The sequence below is a fragment of the Mycobacterium sp. 29Ha genome, from assembly GCF_032883055.1.
Lineage (GTDB): Bacteria > Actinomycetota > Actinomycetes > Mycobacteriales > Mycobacteriaceae > Mycobacterium > Mycobacterium gallinarum.
In genome coordinates, this window is sequence record NZ_JAMQTI010000021.1 from 22,665 (window position 1) to 43,927 (window position 21,263).

General features: G+C 65.7%; 20 protein-coding genes and 1 pseudogene. 3 read left to right on the plus strand and 18 right to left on the minus strand.

The window, feature by feature from the left end:
* Positions 1 to 6: 6 nt before the first annotated feature.
* From M1248_RS23865 to M1248_RS23890, 6 genes are all read right to left on the minus strand, one after another.
* Positions 7 to 1,020, minus strand: coding sequence for an ABC transporter substrate-binding protein (locus tag M1248_RS23865; RefSeq protein ID WP_317149920.1), 1,014 nt, complete (start codon positions 1,018 to 1,020; stop codon positions 7 to 9).
* A gap of 17 nt (positions 1,021 to 1,037) precedes the next feature.
* Positions 1,038 to 1,760 (minus strand): ABC transporter ATP-binding protein, encoded by a 723-nt coding sequence (locus tag M1248_RS23870; RefSeq protein ID WP_317149921.1) that lies wholly within the window; start codon positions 1,758 to 1,760, stop codon positions 1,038 to 1,040.
* Complete coding sequence (locus tag M1248_RS23875; RefSeq protein ID WP_410506727.1) at positions 1,757 to 2,503, minus strand: ABC transporter permease; 747 nt, start codon at positions 2,501 to 2,503, stop codon at positions 1,757 to 1,759. Before M1248_RS23875 ends, M1248_RS23870 begins: the two co-directional genes overlap by 4 nt.
* 195 nt (positions 2,504 to 2,698) lie before the next feature.
* Entirely contained in the window at positions 2,699 to 3,418 is a 720-nt protein-coding gene (locus M1248_RS23880) for a hypothetical protein (RefSeq protein WP_163727950.1), read from the minus strand.
* Between the two features lie 78 nt (positions 3,419 to 3,496).
* On the minus strand, positions 3,497 to 4,759 hold the full coding sequence (locus M1248_RS23885) for an alpha/beta fold hydrolase (RefSeq protein ID WP_317149922.1): 1,263 nt from the start codon (positions 4,757 to 4,759) through the stop codon (positions 3,497 to 3,499).
* Between the two features lie 54 nt (positions 4,760 to 4,813).
* Positions 4,814 to 5,143 carry a hypothetical protein gene (locus M1248_RS23890; RefSeq protein ID WP_163737106.1) on the minus strand — a complete coding sequence of 110 codons (330 nt, stop codon included), beginning with the start codon at positions 5,141 to 5,143 and terminating at the stop codon, positions 4,814 to 4,816.
* A 137-nt stretch (positions 5,144 to 5,280) separates the two neighbouring features.
* Between M1248_RS23890 and M1248_RS23895 the strand changes: the two genes are divergently transcribed.
* The gene (locus M1248_RS23895) at positions 5,281 to 5,616 is read left to right on the plus strand and encodes an RNA polymerase-binding protein RbpA (protein WP_006245254.1); all 336 of its coding nucleotides are present in this window, start codon (positions 5,281 to 5,283) and stop codon (positions 5,614 to 5,616) included.
* Between the two features lie 35 nt (positions 5,617 to 5,651).
* Here the strand turns inward: M1248_RS23895 and M1248_RS23900 are convergent.
* The 7 genes and pseudogenes from M1248_RS23900 to cobN all read right to left on the minus strand — a co-directional run.
* A pseudogene (locus M1248_RS23900) lies at positions 5,652 to 6,404 on the minus strand (polyprenol monophosphomannose synthase); the annotation flags it as partial.
* Entirely contained in the window at positions 6,401 to 8,101 is a 1,701-nt protein-coding gene (gene lnt, locus M1248_RS23905) for an apolipoprotein N-acyltransferase (protein ID WP_163727942.1), read from the minus strand. The gene lnt and the pseudogene M1248_RS23900, both read right to left, overlap by 4 nt.
* Positions 8,094 to 9,692, minus strand: coding sequence for an amidohydrolase (locus tag M1248_RS23910; RefSeq protein ID WP_317149923.1), 1,599 nt, complete (start codon positions 9,690 to 9,692; stop codon positions 8,094 to 8,096). The genes lnt and M1248_RS23910 overlap by 8 nt, the downstream gene beginning before the upstream one ends.
* Entirely contained in the window at positions 9,693 to 10,160 is a 468-nt protein-coding gene (locus M1248_RS23915; RefSeq protein ID WP_163727936.1) for an FxsA family protein, read from the minus strand. It lies immediately after the preceding gene.
* Positions 10,161 to 10,200: 40 nt separating this feature from the next.
* A complete protein-coding gene (locus M1248_RS23920; RefSeq protein ID WP_163727934.1) occupies positions 10,201 to 10,587 on the minus strand; it encodes a PPOX class F420-dependent oxidoreductase in 387 nt (128 codons plus the stop codon).
* Between the two features lie 73 nt (positions 10,588 to 10,660).
* Complete coding sequence (locus tag M1248_RS23925; RefSeq protein ID WP_163727931.1) at positions 10,661 to 11,041, minus strand: PPOX class F420-dependent oxidoreductase; 381 nt, start codon at positions 11,039 to 11,041, stop codon at positions 10,661 to 10,663.
* 16 nt (positions 11,042 to 11,057) lie between these two features.
* Complete coding sequence (gene cobN, locus M1248_RS23930) at positions 11,058 to 14,642, minus strand: cobaltochelatase subunit CobN (RefSeq protein ID WP_317149924.1); 3,585 nt, start codon at positions 14,640 to 14,642, stop codon at positions 11,058 to 11,060.
* 59 nt (positions 14,643 to 14,701) lie between these two features.
* Here cobN and M1248_RS23935 point away from each other — a divergent pair, with 59 nt between their 5' ends.
* Positions 14,702 to 15,520 (plus strand): helix-turn-helix domain-containing protein, encoded by an 819-nt coding sequence (locus M1248_RS23935; protein WP_317149968.1) that lies wholly within the window; start codon positions 14,702 to 14,704, stop codon positions 15,518 to 15,520.
* Positions 15,521 to 15,530: 10 nt separating this feature from the next.
* Entirely contained in the window at positions 15,531 to 15,932 is a 402-nt protein-coding gene (locus M1248_RS23940) for a VOC family protein (protein WP_317149925.1), read from the plus strand.
* Positions 15,933 to 16,162: 230 nt separating this feature from the next.
* Here the strand turns inward: M1248_RS23940 and M1248_RS23945 are convergent, their stop codons facing one another.
* The 5 genes from M1248_RS23945 to M1248_RS23965 all read right to left on the minus strand — a co-directional run bounded on the left by M1248_RS23945 (position 16,163) and on the right by M1248_RS23965 (position 21,250).
* Positions 16,163 to 17,620 (minus strand): NAD(P)/FAD-dependent oxidoreductase, encoded by a 1,458-nt coding sequence (locus M1248_RS23945; RefSeq protein WP_317149926.1) that lies wholly within the window; start codon positions 17,618 to 17,620, stop codon positions 16,163 to 16,165.
* Positions 17,621 to 17,686: 66 nt separating this feature from the next.
* Positions 17,687 to 18,661, minus strand: coding sequence for a glycine betaine ABC transporter substrate-binding protein (locus tag M1248_RS23950; RefSeq protein WP_317149927.1), 975 nt, complete (start codon positions 18,659 to 18,661; stop codon positions 17,687 to 17,689).
* Positions 18,661 to 19,428 carry an ABC transporter permease gene (locus M1248_RS23955; RefSeq protein WP_317149928.1) on the minus strand — a complete coding sequence of 256 codons (768 nt, stop codon included), beginning with the start codon at positions 19,426 to 19,428 and terminating at the stop codon, positions 18,661 to 18,663. Before M1248_RS23955 ends, M1248_RS23950 begins: the two co-directional genes overlap by 1 nt.
* Positions 19,425 to 20,606 carry an ATP-binding cassette domain-containing protein gene (locus tag M1248_RS23960; protein ID WP_317149929.1) on the minus strand — a complete coding sequence of 394 codons (1,182 nt, stop codon included), beginning with the start codon at positions 20,604 to 20,606 and terminating at the stop codon, positions 19,425 to 19,427. The genes M1248_RS23955 and M1248_RS23960 overlap by 4 nt, the downstream gene beginning before the upstream one ends.
* A complete protein-coding gene (locus tag M1248_RS23965; protein WP_317149930.1) occupies positions 20,603 to 21,250 on the minus strand; it encodes an ABC transporter permease in 648 nt (215 codons plus the stop codon). Before M1248_RS23965 ends, M1248_RS23960 begins: the two co-directional genes overlap by 4 nt.
* Positions 21,251 to 21,263 lie beyond the last annotated feature (13 nt).

Genomic DNA, 21,263 nt, shown 5'->3' on the forward strand with positions numbered 1-21,263 from the left:
TCGTTCCTAATTTCGGTCGAGGTAAAGCGGCGCAAGCGATTCGCTGTATCGGGTATCCACCCAGTTCTTGAACTCCGGTTTGTCGGAGATCTGGTTGGATTCAGCGAACAGATCGGCCAATTCTTGTTCGGACGCGACGAGCTGGGAAGAGAGATCGGTGGGTAGTCGCAGGCTTCGGCCCTGTGCAGCTGCCGCGACCGCCGGATCCAGGCCGACCGCGGCCGCATAACTCGCCGCCCATTCATCGGGGTTGTCCTGCGCCCATCGCGTTGCCTTGGCGTACCGCACGAGCAAGTCGCTCAGCGCGGTGTTGCGTTTCGGATCGGCGAGTGCGGCATCGGATGCGATCCCGAAACCGGCGCCGTTCGTGACGCCGGCAGCTTCGGCGATGCTGCGTACCGGGATGTCGGCCTCGGCCTGCGCCGTGTAGGGATCCCAGATCGCCCACGCATCGACCTGCTTTTGCCTGAACGCGCCAAGAGCGTCGGCGGGCTGCAGAAACACCAGCTCGACATCGGACGGCGAAAGACCGGCACGCTGCAGCTGAGCCAACACGTTGCCGTGAGCCGAGCTGCCCTTGCCCACGGCGATCTTCCTGCCGCGCAGGTCGGATACCGCGCGGATCGGCGAATCGGCGTGGGCGAGTAGCTTGTCTCCCCTGCCGCTGCCGTCGTAGGCGGATACGACCTTCACCTTCGCGTTCGATGCCGCACCGAAGATCGGCGGCGTGTTACCGGTGATCGCGAAGTCGATCTTGCCCGCTGTGGCCGCCTCGATCTGAGGTGGGCCAGACGTGAACGTGGAGAACGCGATCTTGTACGGCAAATTGTCCAGCGCCCCTGCGGCACGCAGCAGTGATTCGGTGCCGCCCTTCTGATCGCCGACGTTGAGCGTCAGGTCCGACAGTTCCGAAAGCGCAACCGTTTCAGGCGCTTCGGAGGGGCCGGAGCTGTCCTGGCGGGAGACACATCCCGCGAGGAGCACCGCGAGTAGTGCAGTGACAACGGCGAGCTTCCGCATAGAGACCCCTTTTCGTATCAGTCGCGCACACCGAGCTGATCGAGCAGCTCTGCACGGTAGTGCTCGGAATTCGTCGATTGCCGTGGATCGTCGATCTCGAGGGTGTGGATGACTTCGCCGTCCTCGAGGACCACCACCCGATCGGCGAGCGCGACCGCCTCGTCCACGTCGTGCGTCACGAGAAGCACACCGAACCGGTGCTCGCGCCACAAATCGAGCAGTAGCGCCCGCATGCTCAACCGGGTCAACGCGTCGAGTGCACCGAAGGGCTCGTCGAGCAGCAGCAGTTCGGGTTCGGCCACCAGTGCCCGCGCCAGCGAAACGCGTTGCGCCTGACCGCCGGACAGTGTCAGGGGCCACGCGTCGGCCCAGTCGCTCAGCCCGACGTCGGCCAACGCCCGATCGGCGCTGGCCAGTACCTGCGCCCGCGGCAGCCTGCTACGGGTGAGACCGTACGCCACGTTGGTGCGCACGTCGCGCCACGGAAACAGGCGGGGTTCCTGGAAGGCCAGTGCAGGCGCTCCGACCACGGCGCGATGACCGGTGTGATCGGTCGACAGGCCGGCCAGGACGCGAAGCACCGTCGACTTGCCGGAGCCGCTCCGTCCGATCAGCGCGACGATCTCGCCGCTGTCAACGCGCACCGAAATATCGGTCAGGACATGGTGATCGCCGTACCACTTGTTCACGTCGCGCAGTTCGCCTGCGATGTGGGTTGTTCGTGATGCCGTCATTGTCATGTGCGGTACCTCAATGCTCGTCGTTCCAGTGCCCGGACGATGGCGTCGGTGCCGATGCCCAGCAGTGCGTAGACGATCAGTCCGAAGATGATGATGTCGATCCTCAGAAAGTCGCGAGCGTTGTTGATCAGAAAGCCGATTCCCTTGTCGGCGTTGATCTGTTCAGCCACGATCAGCGTCAACCATGCGATGGCCAGTGACTGCCGCAAACCGACCAGCACCTGGGGTGCGGCGCTGGGCACGATGATGGTGCGGAACCGTTGCCAGAACGAGAAGCCGAGCACCTGAGCCGTTTCGAAAAGCTTCGGATCCACCTGGCGGATCGCCGAGAAGGTGTTCAAATACAAGGGAAAACTCACCCCGAGCGCCACCAACAACACCTTGGGAAGCTCGCCGATACCGAACCAGAGAATGAACAGCGGTATCAGGCCGAGGTGTGGCAATGCCCGGACCATCTGCATCGGTGGGTCCACCGTCGCCTCGAACCAGCGGGACAGTCCGACGGCGGTTCCCAACGCAACGCCCAGAATTCCGCCGAGCAGGAGTCCTTCGACTACTCGGATACCGGAAACCCGCAGTGCATCGGTCAGCTGTCCGTTCTGCAGCACCTCGATGCCGGCCTCGGCGATCAACGAGGGTGCGGGCAGCACGTCCTGGGGTATGAGCCCCAGCGCGCTGCCCAGCTGCCACAACGCGATGATCACGACCGGGGAGGCCAGCCGGATCAAGCCCCATTTGCGCAGCTGCCATCTGGCATTCGCGGCGGGGACGGGCGCTATCGGCGCCGCGAGCTTGGCAGGACTGGTCACGGTACGTCGACGCTACGCACGCCACCTTGGGGTCAGTAGGTTTTGATTCTGCCTGATGCAAAGACATCGGCCCTGCCGATGTGAGTTGGCACACCGGCAGGGCCGTTGACTGACAACGACTTTGAGATGTCAGCCGAGCCGGAAACTCCCGTTGACCAGGGTCGGCGTCACGTCTTGGCCGTTGATCTTGGAGCTCATCTTGCCGTTGGACAGACGCGTGATCTGCTGGGCCTGCTGCAGTTGCCGCTTGTTGCGCACCTCGGAGCGGAACTGCGCGTCGTTGAGCTGCTGAATCTCCGCTTGTGTGATGTCACCGACGCTGCTGGTGCCGAACTGCACACCGATCGCCGAGCCGTCCTCGCGAACGACCCAGGACGCGCGGACACCGTCCAGCTCAGCGGTGTACATGCCCGCCTCGCCGGTCACCGGCTTCGCTGTGAACTGATATGCCACACCGTTCATGTTCAGATCGCCTTCGACGTTGGTGCCGTCGTACTCCGCGTTGAGGGTGTCGCGGAACCTCGACTTCACGTCGATCGTGCCGTCGGTCTGGTTTCCGAAGAACCATGCCTCGTCGTCGGTTCCGTTGCAGGCGTAGGCCGCAATCTCGTCGCCCTCGACGGAGATACCGATTGTCATCGTCTTGCCGTCGGGCGCCGTCATATCGGCGATGTAGCGTCCCGACTGCGGGAACGCGGTAGGCGCGGCTTCGGCGCTGGCGGTGGTGGTAGTCGGCGCCTCCGATGAGGAGGTCGCCTGATTGGATGATCCGCCCGAGCAGGCGGAGAGGGTGCCGAGCGCGACGAATGCGCTGATACCCACGAGCAGGGTGCGAGTGAGTTTCTTCATGTGACCAGCATGGATCTCCGCGACCGGCCTTACATGAAGAATGCATGGAGATTGCGTGGAGATCTGTACGGCAGCTGATCAGACAGCCAGAAATTCGTCGATCTCGGCCCGGAACACCTGCCACGCCGACTCGGTTGCGGTCAGCAGATGGTTGTTACTGGACAGCGCGACGAGGCGGGAATTCGGAATCAGCGACGCCAGTTCCTCGCCGTACCGCAACGGAACCCGGTGATCGTCACGGGAGTGCATGATCAGCGTCGGGCAGGAGACCTCGCGCGCCAGGTCGCGGACATCGATGCGCCCGAACTCCTCGAGGAACCGCACCGCGTTCTCGGGCGACGTGGTGCGACGCTGCAGTTGATCGAAGGCAGCCCAGTCGGCGCGGGTGCCGTCGGGAATGAACTGTGCGGCGAAGACCTGCCGGAACGCGGGATCGTCACGACCCCAACCGACTCGGGCGAGTTCGAGATCGAGCGCCGCGGCACGTTTTTCGTCCTCGCCGGACGCGCGAACTGCTCGGCCCCGCGCGTAAGCGCTGCACAGCACCAGGCGGCTGACTTTCTCGGGATGACGGGCCGCGTAGGCCACCGCTACTGCGCCGCCCTGTGAGACGCCGAGAAGCGGAAACCGCTGCAGACCAAGCGCCTCCACGACGGACTCCAAGTCGGTCACCCAGTCATCGAATGTGAATTCTGTTGCATCCCAATCGGATAACCCGCACCCGCGCTCGTCGTAGCGAATGAATTGGCGGTTGTTCGACAGGTCGCGCACCCAGTGCTTCCAGACCGGGCTTTCGATGTCGTATCCGAGGTGGGTCATCCAGTTCGCGGCCCGCACGAGCGGCGGTCCCTCCCCCGCCACCGCGTAGGCAAGCCGCACTCCGTCGGCGGCCTTGCAGAACGCGATGTGCTGTCGTGGCGGCGGCGGCTCATCGGGTACCGCGATCTCCTGCGGCGCAGGTGCCGGCGGTTCGTCGGCGGTGAGGGTGCCGACGAACTGATAGCCGCGGCCGCGGACGGTCCGGATGAAGCGCTGCGACTCACCGTCGTCGCCCAGTGCGCGGCGGGCGGCCTTGATACGGCTCGTCAACGCGGCTTCCGTGACGAAGCGACCGCCCCACACCGAATCGAACAGTTCCTCTTTCGATACGAATCGGTGCGCGTTGCTCACCAATTGAGTCAGCACATCGAACACCTGGGGCTCGACGCGGATCAACTCTGCGCCGGATCGCAATTCATAGCGCTGGGTGTCCAGCACGAATTGTCCGAACCTCCACACGCCCGTCGAGGTGGGCACAGGGGATGAAGACTCAGGTGTTGACAAGGTCACGGCGGGTCCCATCGGGAGGTTTGCAGGTCATCGTAACGACGAGCAGCCCCCCGAGAAGGTTCGAAACTAACGCCAGCCGTCGGCCGCCCTGGCCGCACGCATCAGCGCGTCGCACAGTTGCCGCAACTCGATGCCGTCCGCGCCCTCGTCGACGGCGGTCGATACATCCTCGGCGGCACATCTGACCTGGTAGACGCGGTCGGCGAGCTCCGCGGCCTCGTCGGCGGTCAACACCACCGCGTCGGGTGCAAGTGAGGTGCCCCTGACGACGGATCGCTGTTCGTAGGCCCGCTGACGACACGACTGCCTGCAGTACTGCCTGCGTCGGCCCAGCCCAGCGTCAGCGACTTCGCGCCCGCACCAGCGACACGGTTGAGAACGTCGGCGGTTTTTCAATGTCCCGGGAACCACGGAGCCGACTGTAAACCGGCCGACGCAGGAATCCCGGTATCATCAAAGGCCGAGTCGGGAACTGCGTGTCGTGCCGCTGCGTTGATTCTCCGGAGAACTGCATTGACTGAGGAGTGTTGACCATGGCTGATCGCGTCTTGAGGGGTAGTCGTCTCGGTGCCGTGAGCTACGAGACCGACCGTAACCACGATCTTGCGCCGCGTCAGGTGGCTCGCTACCGCACCGACAACGGCGAGGAGTTCGACGTCCCGTTCGCCGACGACGCCGAGATCCCCCACACCTGGCTGTGCCGCAACGGTATGGAAGGCACGCTCATCGAGGGTGACGCGCCGGAGCCCAAGAAGACCAAGCCGCCGCGCACCCACTGGGACATGCTCCTGGAGCGCCGCTCGGTCGACGAACTCGAGGAACTGCTCAAGGAGCGCCTCGACATCATCAAGGCTCGCCGCCGGGGCTGATTCGGGGCTGGTTAGCGCGTCACGCCACGGCCGCGGGCGCGATCGAGACGCCCGCGGAAACCCCACTCCGCGACCTTGAACAGCGCCTCGCGGATGTTGGATCCGCTCATCTTCGATTGGCCGAACTCACGCTCGGTGAACGTGATCGGCACCTCGACGACGACGAACCCGTTGTTGATGGTTCGCCACGTCAGGTCGATCTGGAAGCAATAGCCCTTCGAGTCGACCGTTGACAGGTCGATCTTCTCCAGCACCTCGCGCCGGTACGCGCGGTACCCGGCAGTGATGTCGTGGATGTCGACACCGAGCAGGATTCGCGAGTAGCCGTTGGCGGTCCGGGACAGCACCAGTCGCTTTCGCGGCCAGTTGCGGACTTGCCCACCCTTGACGTATCGCGAGCCGATCACCAGATCGGCGCCGTTGTCGATGCGGTCGAGCAGACGGTGCAGCTGTTCGGGCGGATGGCTGCCGTCGGCATCCATCTCGACCAGGACGCTGTAACCGCGCCCCAGGCCCCACTCGAAACCCGCCAGATACGCCGCTCCGAGGCCACCCTTGCCAGCACGGTTCATCACATGCACTCGGTCTGGATCGGCGAGCGCAAACTCGTTGGCCAGCTCGCCGGTGCCATCTGGGCTGCCGTCATCGACGACCAGAATGTGCACGTCGGGACATGCGTCCTGTACGCGTCCGACGATCAACGGCAGGTTTTCCCGCTCGTTGTAGGTGGGGATGATGACCAGCGTGCGCTGACTTGGGCGATCCCCGGGGCCCGGGCCCGTCGTCATTTAGCTCCTCTGTCTTTCGTCGTTCGTAGCCGACGAACGAAACTCCCATTGTGCAGTATCGCGGCGAGCAGAGCCCCAACGCCGATGGCGACCAGCACGCCCTCGACCAGCGGCGCCCATCGCGTCGCGGCTGTGAGCTGGGACTTCAGCCGCACCTGAGTGTCCAGGTAGGCGGGTTCGAAGAACTCGGTGCGGGCAAGCTCACGTCCGTCTGGCGCGATGACCGCGCTGATACCGGTCGTTCCGGCGACCACGACGTAGCGGTCATGTTCGACGGCGCGCAACCGCGCGAAGGCGAGCTGCTGTCGGCTCATCGCCTCGTCGAACGTGGCGTTGTTGGTGGGGACGGCCAGGATCTGCGCCCCATTGCGCACCGACTCGCGGGTGGCGCGGTCGAAGATCACCTCCCAGCACGTGGCGACCCCAATGGGTACGCCCGCGGCGTGCACCACACCGGTGCCGCTGCCGGGGATGAAATAGCCGGCGCGGTCGGCGTATGGCGACAACAGGCGGAAGAAGCTGCGCCACGGCAGGTATTCGCCGAACGGCTGGACGATTTGTTTGTCGTGACGTTCGTCCGGACCGGTCTCGGGGTTCCATACGATGACCGAATTGTTCGAGACCGGGTTGTCCCGGGTGTAGCCCGGCGCCGCCACCACACTTCCGACCAGGATCGGTGCGTCGATGGCGTCCGCAGCCGCCGAGATCTCCGCGTTCGCGTCCGGATTGGCCAGCGGGTCGATGTCTGAGGAGTTCTCCGGCCAGATGACGAACATCGGCTGTTGCGCCCGGCCCGCGCGCACATCGTCGGCCAGCCGCTCCGTTTCTCGGACGTGGTTGTCCAGGACCGCGCGCCGCTGGGCGTTGAATTCCAGGCCGAGTCTGGGCACGTTCCCCTGAACCGCGGCGACCGTGACCGGCTGTTCGTCGTCCGCGCCCATGCCCGAGTGCCGGACTTGCGGCCAGGTGAGCGCGGTCAGCAACAGGACGACGGTGACGCATGCCCCGGGGATCACCACCGCAGGCGGCCTCGCGGTTCTGGTACTGCCTGACCGCCACCACGTCACGATCTCCAGAGTGATTGCGGCCAAGCTGAATCCGATCAGCACGACGGCGAACGACAGCAACGGTGCGCCGCCCGCCTGTACCAGTGATATCAGCGGTCCATCGGTCTGGCTGTAGGCCACGACGCCCCACGGGAATCCGCCGAAGGGCACGGTCGACTTGAGCCACTCCTGCGCGGCCCACAGCCCCGCGAACCACAGTGGCCACCCCGGCAGCCGCCGAACAGCGACCGCCAGCGCGCCGAACAGAGCGGGGAAAAGTGCCTCGAGCATGCACAGCGCCAGCCAAGGAACCGGACCGACGAACCCGCTGACCCACGGCAGCAACGGCAGGTAGAAGGTCAACCCGAAAAGGAATCCGTAGCCGAATCCGCCTGCGACAGTGGTTGTTTCGCGGGTCAGCACCCATGCCAGCAACGCGAACGCCAGGAAAGCCATATACCACCAGCCGAACGGCGGGAAGCTCAGGCACAGCGCCAGACCGGCGACGATCGCGACGCTCAGCTGGGGCAGGCGTTCGATCACACCGTGACCGAACCGCTTTGCCCGCGAACGACGCTCGACCGGTTCGTCGGCTACGTCGTTTGCATCGTCGGCGTCGTCGAGGGCGGCGGGACGCACGTCGTCAGCCATGGATGACGACACCTCGGTGCACGGTTTGGCGACAGCGCGGCATTACGTCGTCGAGTCGAGGTAGCGCGGGTACGCGCGAGCGGGCATCGGTCGACCAGCGCTGCACCGCGCGAGACCCCGATTGGCTGGGCGCGCTGACCTCGAGCTCGTCGGCGTCCCAGACGGCGTAGCTTGCCGGGGCGCCGGGTGCCAGGGTGCCGGTCGCGCCGTCCCGAACGCCGGCGGCGCGCCATGCGCCACGGGTGGCCGCGGCAAACGCAGCGCGCGCGGACAGTGCGCTACCCCGGGTCTGATGCTGTGTTGCCGCACGTATGGTCGCCCACGGATTCATGCTGGTGACGGGACTGTCGGAGCCGAAAGCGAGTGGCACGCCTTGGGATGCTAGCAGCGCAAACGGATTCAACGATCTTGACCGCTCGGCCCCGAGGCGCTGGGCGTACATGCCGTGTTCTCCCCCCCACAGCGCGTCGAAATTGGGCTGCATGCTGGCGACCACGCCCCACACGCCGAGCCGGTGCGCCTGATCCTCGGTCACCATCTCGAGGTGTTCTAGGCGGTGTCCGCACGCGGCGACCGCGGGTGCGCCGAATAGTTCTACGACGCGCTCGAACGCATCGATCACGGCGCCGACGGCCGCGTCGCCGATCACGTGGAACCCCGCGGTGATCCGCGCTTCCGTGCAGGCGCGCAGGTGTGCTGCGATCGCGTCGGTATCGAGATACGCGTTGCCGCAGCAGTCTGGCGCGTCGAGATAGGGGCTGCGCAGCCACGCGGTGCGTGAGCCGAGTGCACCGTCGACGAACAGGTCGCCGGCCAGTCCCCGGGCACCGGTGCGCGCGATCAGATCTCGCGCTTCGGCAGCGCTGCTCACCGCTTCACCCCAGTAGCCGATGACCTCGACACCGTGCTCGATGCCACGCACCTCGTTCCAGTCATCGAGGCCACCAATTTCCGGGCCCGCGCATTCGTGCACCGCGACGATGCCGAGTGCAGCGGCGGCATTCAGGGCGGCCAGCTGCGCGTGCCGTCGTTGCTGGGTGGTCAGCCCGTCGCGTGCGGCCGCGCGGACCACATGGTGTGCGTCGGCGGTGAGCGGCTGTTCCTTGGAAAAACCGTGCGCGCCGGCGAGACCGGGTGCGAGTCGGCGCAGTGCGGTCGAGGCGGCGGCGGAGTGGACGTCTACCCGGGCCAGGTATGCCGGCCTGTCGCCGACCGCTTCATCGATATCGGCGGTGCTCGGCGGGGTTCGCTCGGGCCAGCGGGATTCATCCCAGCCATGCCCCCACACCGCACCTTTCGGGTGGGCGCGGGCGTAGTCACCGAGCAATTGCAGGCAGTGCCCCAGCGAGGTCGCGCGCCGCAGGTCCAGCCCGATCAGGGTCAGTCCGGTCGCGGTGAGGTGGACGTGGCTGTCGACGAACGCCGGTGCGACGAAGGCGCCTTCCAGGTCGACGATCTGCGCGTCGGGATACTGCGCGCGGCCTACGTCGTCACTGCCCAGCCACGCCACGACACCGTCGCGCACCGCCAATGCGGACGCGTCGGGCATCGCCGGGCTGTGCACCCGGCCGTTCAGGAGGAGGGTCGTCACTTAGTCGGGTTTGCGCTCCACGGCAGCAGGCTCGATGTCGGTGACATCGATGACCTCGCCGTCAATGTAGTCACCGCGCGGCGCCCTGTAACGGGCAGCACTCTGAACGGTGATCAGCGGCATGCGACGCGCGGCCATGGCCGACACCATGGGACGGGCGGCCGCCCGCGTCGGCGGCAGCAGGAGCAGGGCGCCGATGACGGAGCTGGCCAAACCCGGGATGACGACGAGCACGGTGCCCAGCGCGACCAGCACGCTGTCCGCCGCCGCCCCGTGCATCGATGCCGGGTCGATCCCGGAGCGCAGCCGGCGGAAATGCCGTTTCACCTGGGATCCGGCCAGTGCAATGCCAACCACGAAGGTGCCGAGCAGCAGCAACATCGTCCAGCCGAAGCCGATTGTCGACACCAGCGCGACGATCACCGCCAGCTCGATGACCCAGTACAGAACAAGCAGCCGCATCGCCATGCATTGGACAACGTATGGGATGCCGCTCCGGGTTCCAGCCCTAGGCGGGCCTCACCTCGATGGCGCTGTGCACCTTGTCGATGCCCCCGCGGACGATCGCCTGCGGAATCCACCACCACGCGTGCCACCAGTACTTTTTGGTGACCATGTCGAAGACGCGTCGATTCTCGGACTTGGGCAGATTCCGCGCCACCGCCTCGACCGGTTCGCCCTTCGGCTTGTTGCCGATTGCGTAGGCCCGCTGAATGGTGACCCGCGGCGTGTTGTTGATGCGCTTGGTCTTCCACGAGCCGTCGTCGGTCGAGATAAGCAGTTTGCCGTCGTTGTACACGCCCCATACGGTCGTCGGCTTCGGCCGGCCGTCCTTGGTGTAGGTGGTCAGCAGCATGTACTTCGACCGGGCGATGTCTTCAAAGGTGTCTGCCATGGGTTCCGTTCTTTCGATGCCCAAACGATGCACAAGGATACCCACCGGCGGCGCCGCTGAAACGGTGCGTCGGCTACGGGGCTTTCAGTTCGATGGTCACGTTGTTCTTCATGCCACCGCGCAGCTTCGAGAAGACGTTGAACGTCTTGCCCAGCAGACCGTAGCGCTTTCCGATCAAGTCGTATGTGGTGGCGTTCGCAGATTTGTCCAGGATCGTCGCCACCGCCTCGACCGCTTCACTCTTCGGATTGCCGCTGCGGTCGCATTCCGCGATCGTCACGCGCGGGGTGTTCCGAATGCGCTTGACCTTCCACGACTTCTCCTGCGTGATGACGAGGAGACGGTCGCCGTCCGGGGGCGCCCAGACCGCGGTGGGCTTGGGTCGGCCGTCCTTGGTGAACGTGGTCAGCAGGATGTATTCCGATTTGGCAATGTCGGCAAAGGTCGTTGGCATTCCCCAAACGTAGCGGTCAGCCCTCGAGGTCGCCTTCGGTCTCCAACAGCACCTGCCGCAGTCCGTCGAGCGTCGCCTGGTCGGGCTGTGCCCACATGGCGCGGCCCGCCGCCTCCAGCAGCCTTTCGGCCATGCCGTGTAGGGCCCACGGATTCGACTCCGCCATGAACTTGCGGTTGTCGTCGTCGAGGACGTACTCGGCTGACAGCCGCTCATACATCCAGTCGGCCATCACACCGGCGGTCGCGTCGTAGCCGAACAGATAGTCGACGGTCGCAGCCATCTCGAAGGCGCCTTTGTACCCGTGTCGCCGCATCGCGTTGATCCACCGCGGGTTGACGACGCGGGCGCGGAACACGCGGGCGGTCTCCTCCGAAAGGGTGCGGGTGCGGACTGCGTCGGGCCGGGTGTTGTCGCCGATGTAGGCGGCGGGCGCCTTTCCGGTCAACGCGCGCACCGTCGCGACCATGCCACCGTGGTACTGGAAGTAGTCGTCGGAGTCGGCGATGTCGTGCTCGCGGGTGTCGGTGTTCTTGGCTGCGACCGCGATGCGACGGTAGTTCTGGTTCATGTCGTCGGTCGCCGGCCTGCCGTCCAAACCGCGGCCGTAGGCGAAACCGCCCCACGCGGTGTAGACCTCCGCTAGGTCCGCGTCGTCGCGCCAGTTGCGGCTGTCGATCAGTTGCAGCAGACCGGCGCCATAGGTCCCCGGCTTGGAGCCGAATATTCTTATCGTGGAACGCCTCTGGTCGCCATGCTCAGCCAGATCCGCCTGCGAGTGGGCGCGGACGTAGTTGTGCTCGCCCCCCTCGTCGAGACCCGCGACGAGTTGCACCGCGTCGTCGAGCATCGTGACAACATGCGGGAAGGCGTCGCGGAAGAAGCCCGAGATACGCACGGTGACATCGATGCGCGGACGGCTCAGTTCGTCCAGCCCGATCGGTTCCAGGTTCACCACACGCCGCGACGCGTCGTCCCATACCGGCCGGACCCCCAGCAGCGCGAGCACTTCGGCGATGTCGTCGCCCGAGGTGCGCATGGCTGACGTGCCCCACACCGACAACCCGACCGAGCGCGGCCAGTCGCCGTGGTCCTCCCGGTAGCGCGCCAGCAGCGAATCTGCCATGGCCACACCGGTTTCCCACGCCAGCCGCGACGGCACCGCCTTGGGGTCGACGGAGTAGAAGTTGCGGCCGGTCGGCAGCACGTTGACCAGGCCGCGCAGTGGCGAACCCGACGGCCCTGCCGGGACGAAGCGACCGTCGAGCGCACGCAGGATCTGCGGGATCTCTGCTTCGGTGCCCGCCAGTCGCGGCACCACCTCGGTGGCCGCGAACCGCAGGATCGCCGCGACGTCGGCGTTGTCGGAGAGCGTGTCGACGACGGCGGGATCCCATCCCGAGTCCGCAAGTGCCACAACGAGTCCGCGGGCCTGGGCCTCGGCGGTGTCGACCGCGGCGCGTTCGTCGTGGCCGTCCTCGGCCAGGCCGAGGGCCTGTCGAAGTCCGGGCACGCTTTGTTCGCCGCCGAACAGCTGGCGGGCGCGCAGGATCGCGAGCACCAGATCGATTTCCGCCTCACCCGTGGGCTTTTCGCCCAGGATGTGCAGTCCGTCGCGGATCTGGACGTCCTTGATCTCGCACAGCCAGCCGTCGACATGCAGCAGCATGTCGTCGAACGAGTCCTCGTCGGGCCGGTCGTCGAGCCCGAGGTCGTGATCCATCTTGGCGGCCCGCATGAGCGTCCAGATCTGCTGCCGGATGGCGGGCAGCTTGCCGGGGTCGAGCGCCGCGATGTTGGCATGCTCGTCGAGCAGTTGTTCCAGGCGCGCGATGTCGCCGTACGTTTCGGCCCTGGCCATCGGCGGAATCAGGTGATCCACGAGCGTGGCGTGGGCGCGGCGTTTGGCCTGCGTGCCCTCCCCCGGATCGTTGACCAGGAAGGGGTAGATCAGCGGCAGATCGCCGAGCGCGGCGTCGGTGCCGCAGGACGACGACATGCCCAGGGTCTTACCCGGCAGCCATTCGAGGTTGCCGTGCTTGCCGAGGTGCACGACGGCGTCCGCGCCGAACATGACGTCGAGCCAGCGGTAGGCGGCCAGATAGTGGTGACTGGGCGGCAGATCAGGATCGTGGTAGATCGCGACCGGGTTCTCCCCGAAACCGCGTGGGGGCTGGACCATCAGCACCACGTTGCCCGCCTGTATCGCGGCGATCACGATCTCGCCGTCGGGATCGCGACTGCGGTCGACGAACAACTCGCCGGGCGGCGGGCCCCAGTGTTCGACCATCGCGTCGGTGAGTTCGGCGGGCAGGGTGGCAAACCACTCCCGATACTCCTTGGCGGGCAAGCGGATCGGATTGCCGGCGAGCTGACCGTCGGTCAGCCAGTCGGCATCCTGACCGCCGCGCTCGATCAACGCATGGATCAACGCGTCCCCATCCCCCGCGTCCAAGCCGGGAATGTCGTCGATCCGGTAACCGTGGTCGCGCATCGCGCGCAATAACGCGATCGCGCTGGCCGGCGTGTCGAGGCCGACGGCGTTGCCGATGCGGGCGTGTTTGGTGGGATACGCCGAGAACACCAGCGCTACCTTTTTCCGGGGGGCTGCGATTCCGCGCAGCTGTGCGTGGCGGACCGCAAGCCCCGCGACCCGGGCACAGCGTTCCGGGTCGGCGACATAGGAGATGAGGCCCTCGTCGTCAATCTCCTTGAACGAGAACGGGACCGTGATGATGCGGCCGTCGAACTCCGGGACCGCGACCTGGGTCGCGACGTCGAGTGGCGACAAACCGTCGTCGTTGTCCCGCCATTGCGAGCGTGAACTGGTAAGACACAGCCCCTGCAGGATCGGGACGTCGAGCGCGGCCAGATGCGCGACATTCCAGGTGTCGTCGTTACCACCGGCCGAGACGCTGGCCGGGGTCGACCCGCCGGCGGCCAGCACAGTGGTTACCAACGCGTCGGCGGTGCCGAGCAGCTCCAGCAGCTCGGTGTCGGCGGTGCGCAATGACGCGCAGAACACCGGCAGTGGCCGTCCGCCTGCTTCGTCGATCGCACGGCACAGCGCCTCGACATAGCCGGTGTTTCCGGCGAGATGCTGGGCGCGGTAGTACAGCACCGCGACAATGGGCCCCTCGGCACCTTCGGACGGATGCGCGAGGACGCCCCAGTTCGGTGTGGTGACCGGCGGTGCGAAGCCGTACCCGGTCATCAACAACGTGTCGCAGAGGAACGCGTGCAGTTGCCGCAGGTTGTCGACACCGCCGTTGGCGAGGTAGACGTGGGACTGCAGCGCGACACCGGCCGGCGTCGTGGAATGGCCCATCAGCTCGGCGTCCGGGGACTGCTCACCGCTGACGACGATCGTCGGCACACCGCTGGCCTCCAGCGTGTCGATGCCGTCCTCCCAGGCCCGGTAGCCGCCGAGAATGCGGACCACGACGATGTCGGCGCCACCGACGAGTTCGTCGAGCTCGCCGTCGACCAGCCGGGACGGATTGGCCCACCGATAGCCAGCACCGGTGGCGCGGGCGGTGATGAGGTCGGTGTCGGACGTCGACAACAGCAAAACCGTCGGCGATTGGGTCGGCGGAGTCACCCGTCATTACTACCCCACCGCTGCTGCGGGTGAGGACTAGCGTGGATCGAGTGAGCGCGATGTTCGCGTCCGGAACACCTCACCCGTCGCTGCGCGGCGTCGTGTTGCGCTATGAGGGTTACGCGGAGCGAGGCTCCGGTCCGGTGACGGTTCGCGAACTGCCGTGCACGTTCGTGCCGATCATCATCGACCTCGATGCGGGATGGACCGTCGCCCACCGCGAGCACGCACGGACCGGTCCGCTGCGGCTCAACTCGTTTGTCGCGGGAATCACCGACGGGCCGGTCATGGTCGGCCACGGCGGCTCCGCGCGCTGCCTGCAGGTCGATCTGACGCCACTGGGCGCCCGCCGGCTGGTCGGGATGCCGATGAGCGAGCTGGCCAACCGAACTGTGCCCATAGACGACGTCTTCGGCCGATTCGGATCCGAACTCGTGCAGCGGGTCGGCGACGCACCCAACTGGGCTGCCCGCTTCAGTCTGGTCGATGCCGTGATCCGGGCGCGGCTTGCCGACACCGAACCAGTCGACGCCGGAGTGGCGTGGTCGCTGCGCCGCATCACCGAGAGCTACGGTGCCGCGACGATCTCAGGCCTGGCAGCGGAGTTGGGCTGGAGTCACCGGCGGCTGATCGCGCGCTACCGCGACGCCGTCGGGCTGCCGCCGAAGCTCGTCGCGAGGATCGTGCGATTCGAGCGGCTCGCGGCCCTCGTGGCCTCCGAGCCGGCGGTCGATTGGGCCGGTGTCGCACTCGACTGCGGTTTCTTCGATCAGGCCCACCTGGCCCGCGAGGTACGTGAATTGGCCGACATCACCCCCACCGAGTTGCGGGCGCAGACCGTAAATTTCGTCCAAGACGAGGCGACGGTGTCGGCCTAGCGTCGATGTCATGACTGAAACCCTGACCACCAACGGAGCCGTGCCGATTGTTCCCTTCAGCGACCCGCGCGCCGGGATCGCTTGGCTCGAGCGGACATTCGGCGCCGTCGCAACCCTCGTGGTTCCCCCCGAACCTGACGAGCCGCTCAAGCACGCGGAGCTGAAGGTCGGCAACGGCCTGGACATGATCGACGACGCGGCCCGCACCGACAGCCCGTTCGCGCTGCCGGGCCCAGTCGTGCTCTACGTCGTGGTGGACGACCCTGACGGGCTGCACGACCGGGCGGTTGCCGGCGGCGCCGATATCGTCATGGGGCTGACCGACCAGGACTACGGCTCACGCGAATTCGCCGCGCGCGACCCGCACGGCAACGTCTGGTGCTTCGGCACCTACCGACCGGGCCAGAGTTAGCGGCGGTTCCAGCGGTCGTACGTGCTCTGCGAGTACGGCAGCAGTCCGAGCGCGCCGATGAGCACGACCATCAAGGCGCCGAAAACGATGAATTCGAACATCGTTGTTCCTTCCTGACATCGCTTACTGCACACGCGTGCAGTTGTCAGGAACGTACTGCTCAAACGGCGGAAATAGCGCAACATGTGTGGGACAGATCACTAGAACCAATAGTGTGTCGGCCGTCACACTCAGGCGGTTCGGACGTCGAAATCGCCAAGCTCAGGCGAGGCCAATAGTTCGCGGTGACGGATCGGCCGCCACGGGAAGAGCTCCGGCAGGCCGTCCTTCCCGAGGTACCAGCTCTTGCATCCGGTCACCCAAACCGTCTGCGGCATATCGGCTTTCATCTGCTCGTTGTAATCCTTGGTGGCAACCTCGGTCGGCGCTGCCGCTGCGACGCGCCCGGACCGGATCTGATCGATCCACCACATCGCATATTCGGCCTGGCTCTCAGCGATGATCACCAGCGACTGGTTCCCGATCGGCGAGTGCGGTCCGATCAGCATGAACAGGTTCGGAAAGCCAGGCACCGCGACCGACCGATAAGCCTGCGGTCCGTCCGCCCACGCCTGCTCGAGCGTGAGCCCGTTCTCTCCGACGAGTTCGATCGGATGAACGTATGCGTGGGCGTCGAAACCCGTGGCGAGCACGAGCACGTCGAGTTCGTGCAGCACGCCGTCCGTAGTCACGACGCCGCGCGCCTCGACGTGATCGATGGCCGCCGTGACCAGATCGACACCCGGCTTCTGGATCGCCCGGTAGTAATGCGAGGACATCGCCAGCCGTTTGCACATCGCCTGGTAGTCGGGCGTCAGTCGTCGGCGCATCTGCGGATCGCGCACCGAAAAGCGCAGATTCCAGCGGCACAGCGCGGACACCAAGCGACGCTGCCAACCCGGTCCGACGACCGCAGGGGCTAAGCCGTTCTCGAAGAAGTACTGCCAGAACCGGTAGCTCGCTCGGTTCAGGGTCGGCCAGCGGCGCATCGCCGCGCTGGTGCGCCGCGCGTAGCGCGGGTTCGGCATCGGAAGGACCCATTGGGGCGTGCGCTGGAAGACAGTGAGGCCACGCGCCTGGCCGCCCAGTTCGGCGGTGATCTGTACACCCGTTGATCCCGTTCCGATCAATCCGATTCTCTTGTCGGACAGCGAGACCGAATGATCCCATCGCGCCGAATGGAACGTGACGCCCGCAAAGCTGTCCAGTCCGGCGATATCCGGATACCGCGGTATGCGCAGCACACCGGTCGCTGTCACGACGACGTCGAACTGCTCCTCGCCCGTGCGCGTGCCCACCGTCCACCGGCCGTCGCGGTATCGCGCGGCGGTGACTTCGGCACCGAACCTGATATGCGGTGTGATGCCACGCTCGTCGGCCACCTGCCGGAAGTAGCGGTGGATCTCCGGACCCGGCGACATGAAACGCGACCAATCGGGATTGGGCCGGAAGGAATACGAGTAGAAACGCGACGGGACGTCGCAACTCAACCCGGGATAGGTGTTGTCGCGCCAGGTTCCGCCGACGTCGTCGGCGGACTCGTAGATCACGAAGTCGTCGATGCCGGCGTCCTGCAGTTTGACCGCCATGCAGATGCCGGACATGCCCGCGCCGATGATCGCGACCCTGAGGGCACGTTGTCTGGACATGGTCAGCCCCCTCCCGATGTACGGGACGGTACGCCGGACGAGGGCCGATATCGACGAATTCGCCGGTTAATCGGCCGTGACGAAACCCTCGGCGAGCATCCAGTCGCGTGCGACGACCGCGGGGTCCCGACCCTCGACGTCAACCTGCTTGTTCATCTCGATGATCGCGTCGTTGGTGAGCGCGGCGGTCACCGGCGCCGTCACCTCAGCAATTTCCGGGTGCGCCTCGAAGAACTCGCGCTTCATCGTCACCGACGGGTTGTAGTGCGCGAAGAACTGCTTGTCGTCTTCGAGAACCACGAGATCGAGCGCCGCGATACGGCCGTCGGTGGTGAACACCTCCCCGAAGTCGCACTGGTCGCCATCCGCGGTGGCCTGGTAGATGATGCCGACCTGGAGCACCGGTGTCTGCGCCCGAGCCGGATCGAAACCGTAGGCCGCGGCCATGCCGGGATAGCCGTCCTGGCGGGCGCGAAACTCGGTGTCCACACAGGTTTTCGCGGCGGCAGGATTCGCCTTGACCAGGTCGGCGTACTGCGAAAGTGTTCGCACACCGGTGCGCTCGACCACCCTTTTGCTGGCCGCCAGCGCGTAGGTGTCATCCATCGGGCCCGGTGGCAGCCATACCATGTCGTTGCGCTCGAGGTCTTCGTCGCGGACGGCTTCGTACTGTTCGCGGCTGTCCGGTATCGGCTTCTCGTTGCCGAGGTAGTTGATCCAGGCATTGCCGGTGAACTCGTAGGCCACGTCGACCTGGTCGCGCAGTTGCGCCTCTCGCGTACTGCGGGATCCGACGATCCCGGTCAGATCCCGCACGTCGGCGCCGGCGGCGGCCAAGGTGTATTCGAGGATGTAGCCCATGATCACCTGTTCGGTGTACTCCTTGGAGCCCACGGTGATCCTGACGCCCTCCAACGCGGCGTTGGGCTTGATCGAACCGGGTCCCACCTTGAAGGGCACCGTGCCGCCCGAACCGAGCCCGCATGCCGAAACGGTCAGCACACATATCGCGGCGACGACCATGGCCAGCGCGCGCCGCATCAGCGAAGTCCCTTGGGGTTGAGGAAGTATTCCGCGAGCCCGCCGAACCAGTCGACCAGCAGCGCCAGACACACCGCGAGCACACTGCCCAAAATCAGCGTCACGTTGTCTTGCAGCTTGTAGCCCGTGTCGATGAGGATGCCGAGCCCACCGGCATTCACCAGGAACGACAGCGTCGCCGTCCCCACCGCGATCACCAGCGATGTCCGCAGACCAGGCAGTATATACGGAATCGCTAGTGGCAGTTCAACTCTGAACAGCAGCGCGCTGCGCGCCATTCCTTGACCGCGTCCTGCGTCCATCAGCGATCGGTCCACCTGATCGAGGCCGAGGATCGTGCTGGCGAGCACGGGCAGCAGGGAGTAGAGGGCGATCGGTAGGACCCCGATCCAGAAGCCGGTCTTCGCCGTCCACAGAAACAGCAGCACCAACAGGCCGATCGCCGGTGCGGCCTGACCGATGTTGGCGATGCCGACGATGAACGGCCGCAGTACCTTTGCGCCCGGGCGCGTGACCAATACGCCGAGCGGGATGCCGACCGCCAGCACAATCGCGGTCACCGCGAAGGTGATCAGCAGATGCTGCCAGATCAACGTCGAGACGTTTCCGACGTTGATGTTCTCCTGCTGCGTGGCCGTCAGGTCACGGTCGAACGCCCAGAAGATGACCACGGCGCCGACGACGAGTACCAGCGCGGGTTGGAACAACAGCCGAAGGCGTTCGGCTGCAGTCGTCTTCGGTGCGGCGTTGTCGACGGCGGTGGTCACGACTCGTCACCGTCCGGTGATTCGGCGTCGGAACGCAGCCGCGTGATGGTGTCGATCAGGGTGTCCAACGTCACGACACCCACGTACTTGCTGCCGGGTCCGGTCACGACAGCGGAAGCGTGTTGCTCGGCCAGGATCGCCTCCAACGCGTCTTCGAGCGTCGACTGGGTACTGACGACGTCGAGCGGTTCGAAGGCATCGGCCAGCGTCTGAGCGTGGCGGAGGTGTCGCTCACGGACCCAGTTCACCGGTCGGTCCCGATCGTCGAGAACGACAAGCCAATCGAAGTCGCTGTTAGCCAACGTATTTCGCACGCTCTCAAGCGAGTCGTTGCGGTGCACAGCGGGGTGGGCCCGCAGATCGACATCCTTGACTCGGACGAGGCTGAGCTGGCGCAGCGATGCTCCGGATCCGACGAACCCGGCCACGATATCGTCGGCCGGGTTGGCCAGGATCGCCTGCGGCGTGTCGTATTGGAGGACCTTGCTCTGCTGTCCCAGTACCGCGATCCGGTCGCCGAGTTTGACCGCTTCTCCGAAGTCGTGGGTGACGAAGACGATGGTCTTGCGCAGTTCGGATTGCAGTCGCAGAAGTTCGTCCTGCAGCGTACTTCTGGTAATGGGGTCGACGGCGCCGAACGGCTCGTCCATCAACAACACCGGCGGATCCGCAGCCAGTGCGCGTGCCACACCAACCCTCTGCTGCTGGCCACCGGACAGCTGTCGCGGATAGCGGTCTGCGTACTGTCCCGGCTCGAGCCCGACCATATCGAGCAGTTCATCGACTCGGTCGTCGATCTTGTTGCGGTCCCAGCGCAGCAAGCCGGGTACCAGGCCGACGTTCTGCCGAATCGTCATGTGTGGGAACAGGCCCGCCTGCTGGATCGCGTAGCCGATCGACCGCCTCAGCTCGGTCGGCTTGATGGACAACGCATCCTTGTCGCCGATCAGGATGCGCCCCGACGTCGGTTCGCTGAGCCGGTTGATCATCCGCATCATCGTGGTTTTCCCGCATCCCGAGGGTCCGACGAAAATCACGATCTCGCCCGCGGGGATGTCCAGCGAGGTGTCGTCGACCGCGGGTTGTTTGGCGCCTGGGTAGACCTTGGAGACATGGTCGAGGACGATTCGCGCCCCGCTCGACGGCTGCGCGGTCGCTGACTCGAGTTGGTCTGTCACCGAATGCCTTTCGACGTAGTGAAGCGCCCTATGAGCACCAAGATCCCATCGAGCAGCAACGCCAGGATGACGATCAGCAGGGTTCCGGTGAGCGCCATGGGAATGGCAGTCGGGCTGCCCACTCTGGCGAGCCCCGCGAAGATGATGTTGCCGAGGCCTGGCCCCTTCACGTACGCGGCGATCGCAAGGACGCCCATCGACATCTGTGTGCTGATGCGCATGGCCGACAGGATCGACGGCCACACCAGCCGTAACTCGACACGACTCAGGGTGGCAAGCCGGCCCATTCCGAGACCCCGCGCGGCGTCGGTCAACGCTGGATCGACGGCGTTCAGACCGACGATGGTGTTACGGATGATCGGCAGCAGCGAATACAGCACCAGCGCCGCGACGCTGGGCACCACGCCGAGGCCGAACAGCGGAATGAGAAGGCCCAGCAGGGCGAAGGCAGGCACGGTCAGAATCACACTGGACGTCGCTGTTGCGAGGTTGGAGGCCAGCGAATTGCGGTACGTGAGCACGCCGACGGCCACCCCGACGATCGTGGCGATGAGAAGGCTCTGCACCACCGCGCTTACGTGCTGGTAAGAGTCGAAAGCCAACTGCGAATGGTGGGCAGCGATGTACTCCCACAGTGCCCTCACAGCCCGACGGTAC

What these genes read in the sequence shown, in the direction of transcription:
- M1248_RS23870 (WP_317149921.1), bottom strand. Translation starts at nt 1,760, where the DNA reads ATGACAATGACGGCATCACGAACAACCCACATCGCAGGCGAACTGCGC.
- M1248_RS23950 (WP_317149927.1), bottom strand. Translation starts at nt 18,661, where the DNA reads ATGCGGCGCGCGCTGGCCATGGTCGTCGCCGCGATATGTGTGCTGACC.
- M1248_RS23895 (WP_006245254.1), top strand. Translation starts at nt 5,281, where the DNA reads ATGGCTGATCGCGTCTTGAGGGGTAGTCGTCTCGGTGCCGTGAGCTAC.
- M1248_RS23945 (WP_317149926.1), bottom strand. Translation starts at nt 17,620, where the DNA reads ATGTCCAGACAACGTGCCCTCAGGGTCGCGATCATCGGCGCGGGCATG.
- M1248_RS23865 (WP_317149920.1), bottom strand. Translation starts at nt 1,020, where the DNA reads ATGCGGAAGCTCGCCGTTGTCACTGCACTACTCGCGGTGCTCCTCGCG.
- M1248_RS23940 (WP_317149925.1), top strand. Translation starts at nt 15,531, where the DNA reads ATGACTGAAACCCTGACCACCAACGGAGCCGTGCCGATTGTTCCCTTC.
- M1248_RS23885 (WP_317149922.1), bottom strand. Translation starts at nt 4,759, where the DNA reads ATGGGACCCGCCGTGACCTTGTCAACACCTGAGTCTTCATCCCCTGTG.
- M1248_RS23915 (WP_163727936.1), bottom strand. Translation starts at nt 10,160, where the DNA reads ATGGCGATGCGGCTGCTTGTTCTGTACTGGGTCATCGAGCTGGCGGTG.
- M1248_RS23925 (WP_163727931.1), bottom strand. Translation starts at nt 11,041, where the DNA reads ATGCCAACGACCTTTGCCGACATTGCCAAATCGGAATACATCCTGCTG.
- lnt (WP_163727942.1), bottom strand. Translation starts at nt 8,101, where the DNA reads ATGGCTGACGACGTGCGTCCCGCCGCCCTCGACGACGCCGACGATGCA.
- M1248_RS23935 (WP_317149968.1), top strand. Translation starts at nt 14,702, where the DNA reads ATGTTCGCGTCCGGAACACCTCACCCGTCGCTGCGCGGCGTCGTGTTG.
- M1248_RS23920 (WP_163727934.1), bottom strand. Translation starts at nt 10,587, where the DNA reads ATGGCAGACACCTTTGAAGACATCGCCCGGTCGAAGTACATGCTGCTG.
- M1248_RS23880 (WP_163727950.1), bottom strand. Translation starts at nt 3,418, where the DNA reads ATGAAGAAACTCACTCGCACCCTGCTCGTGGGTATCAGCGCATTCGTC.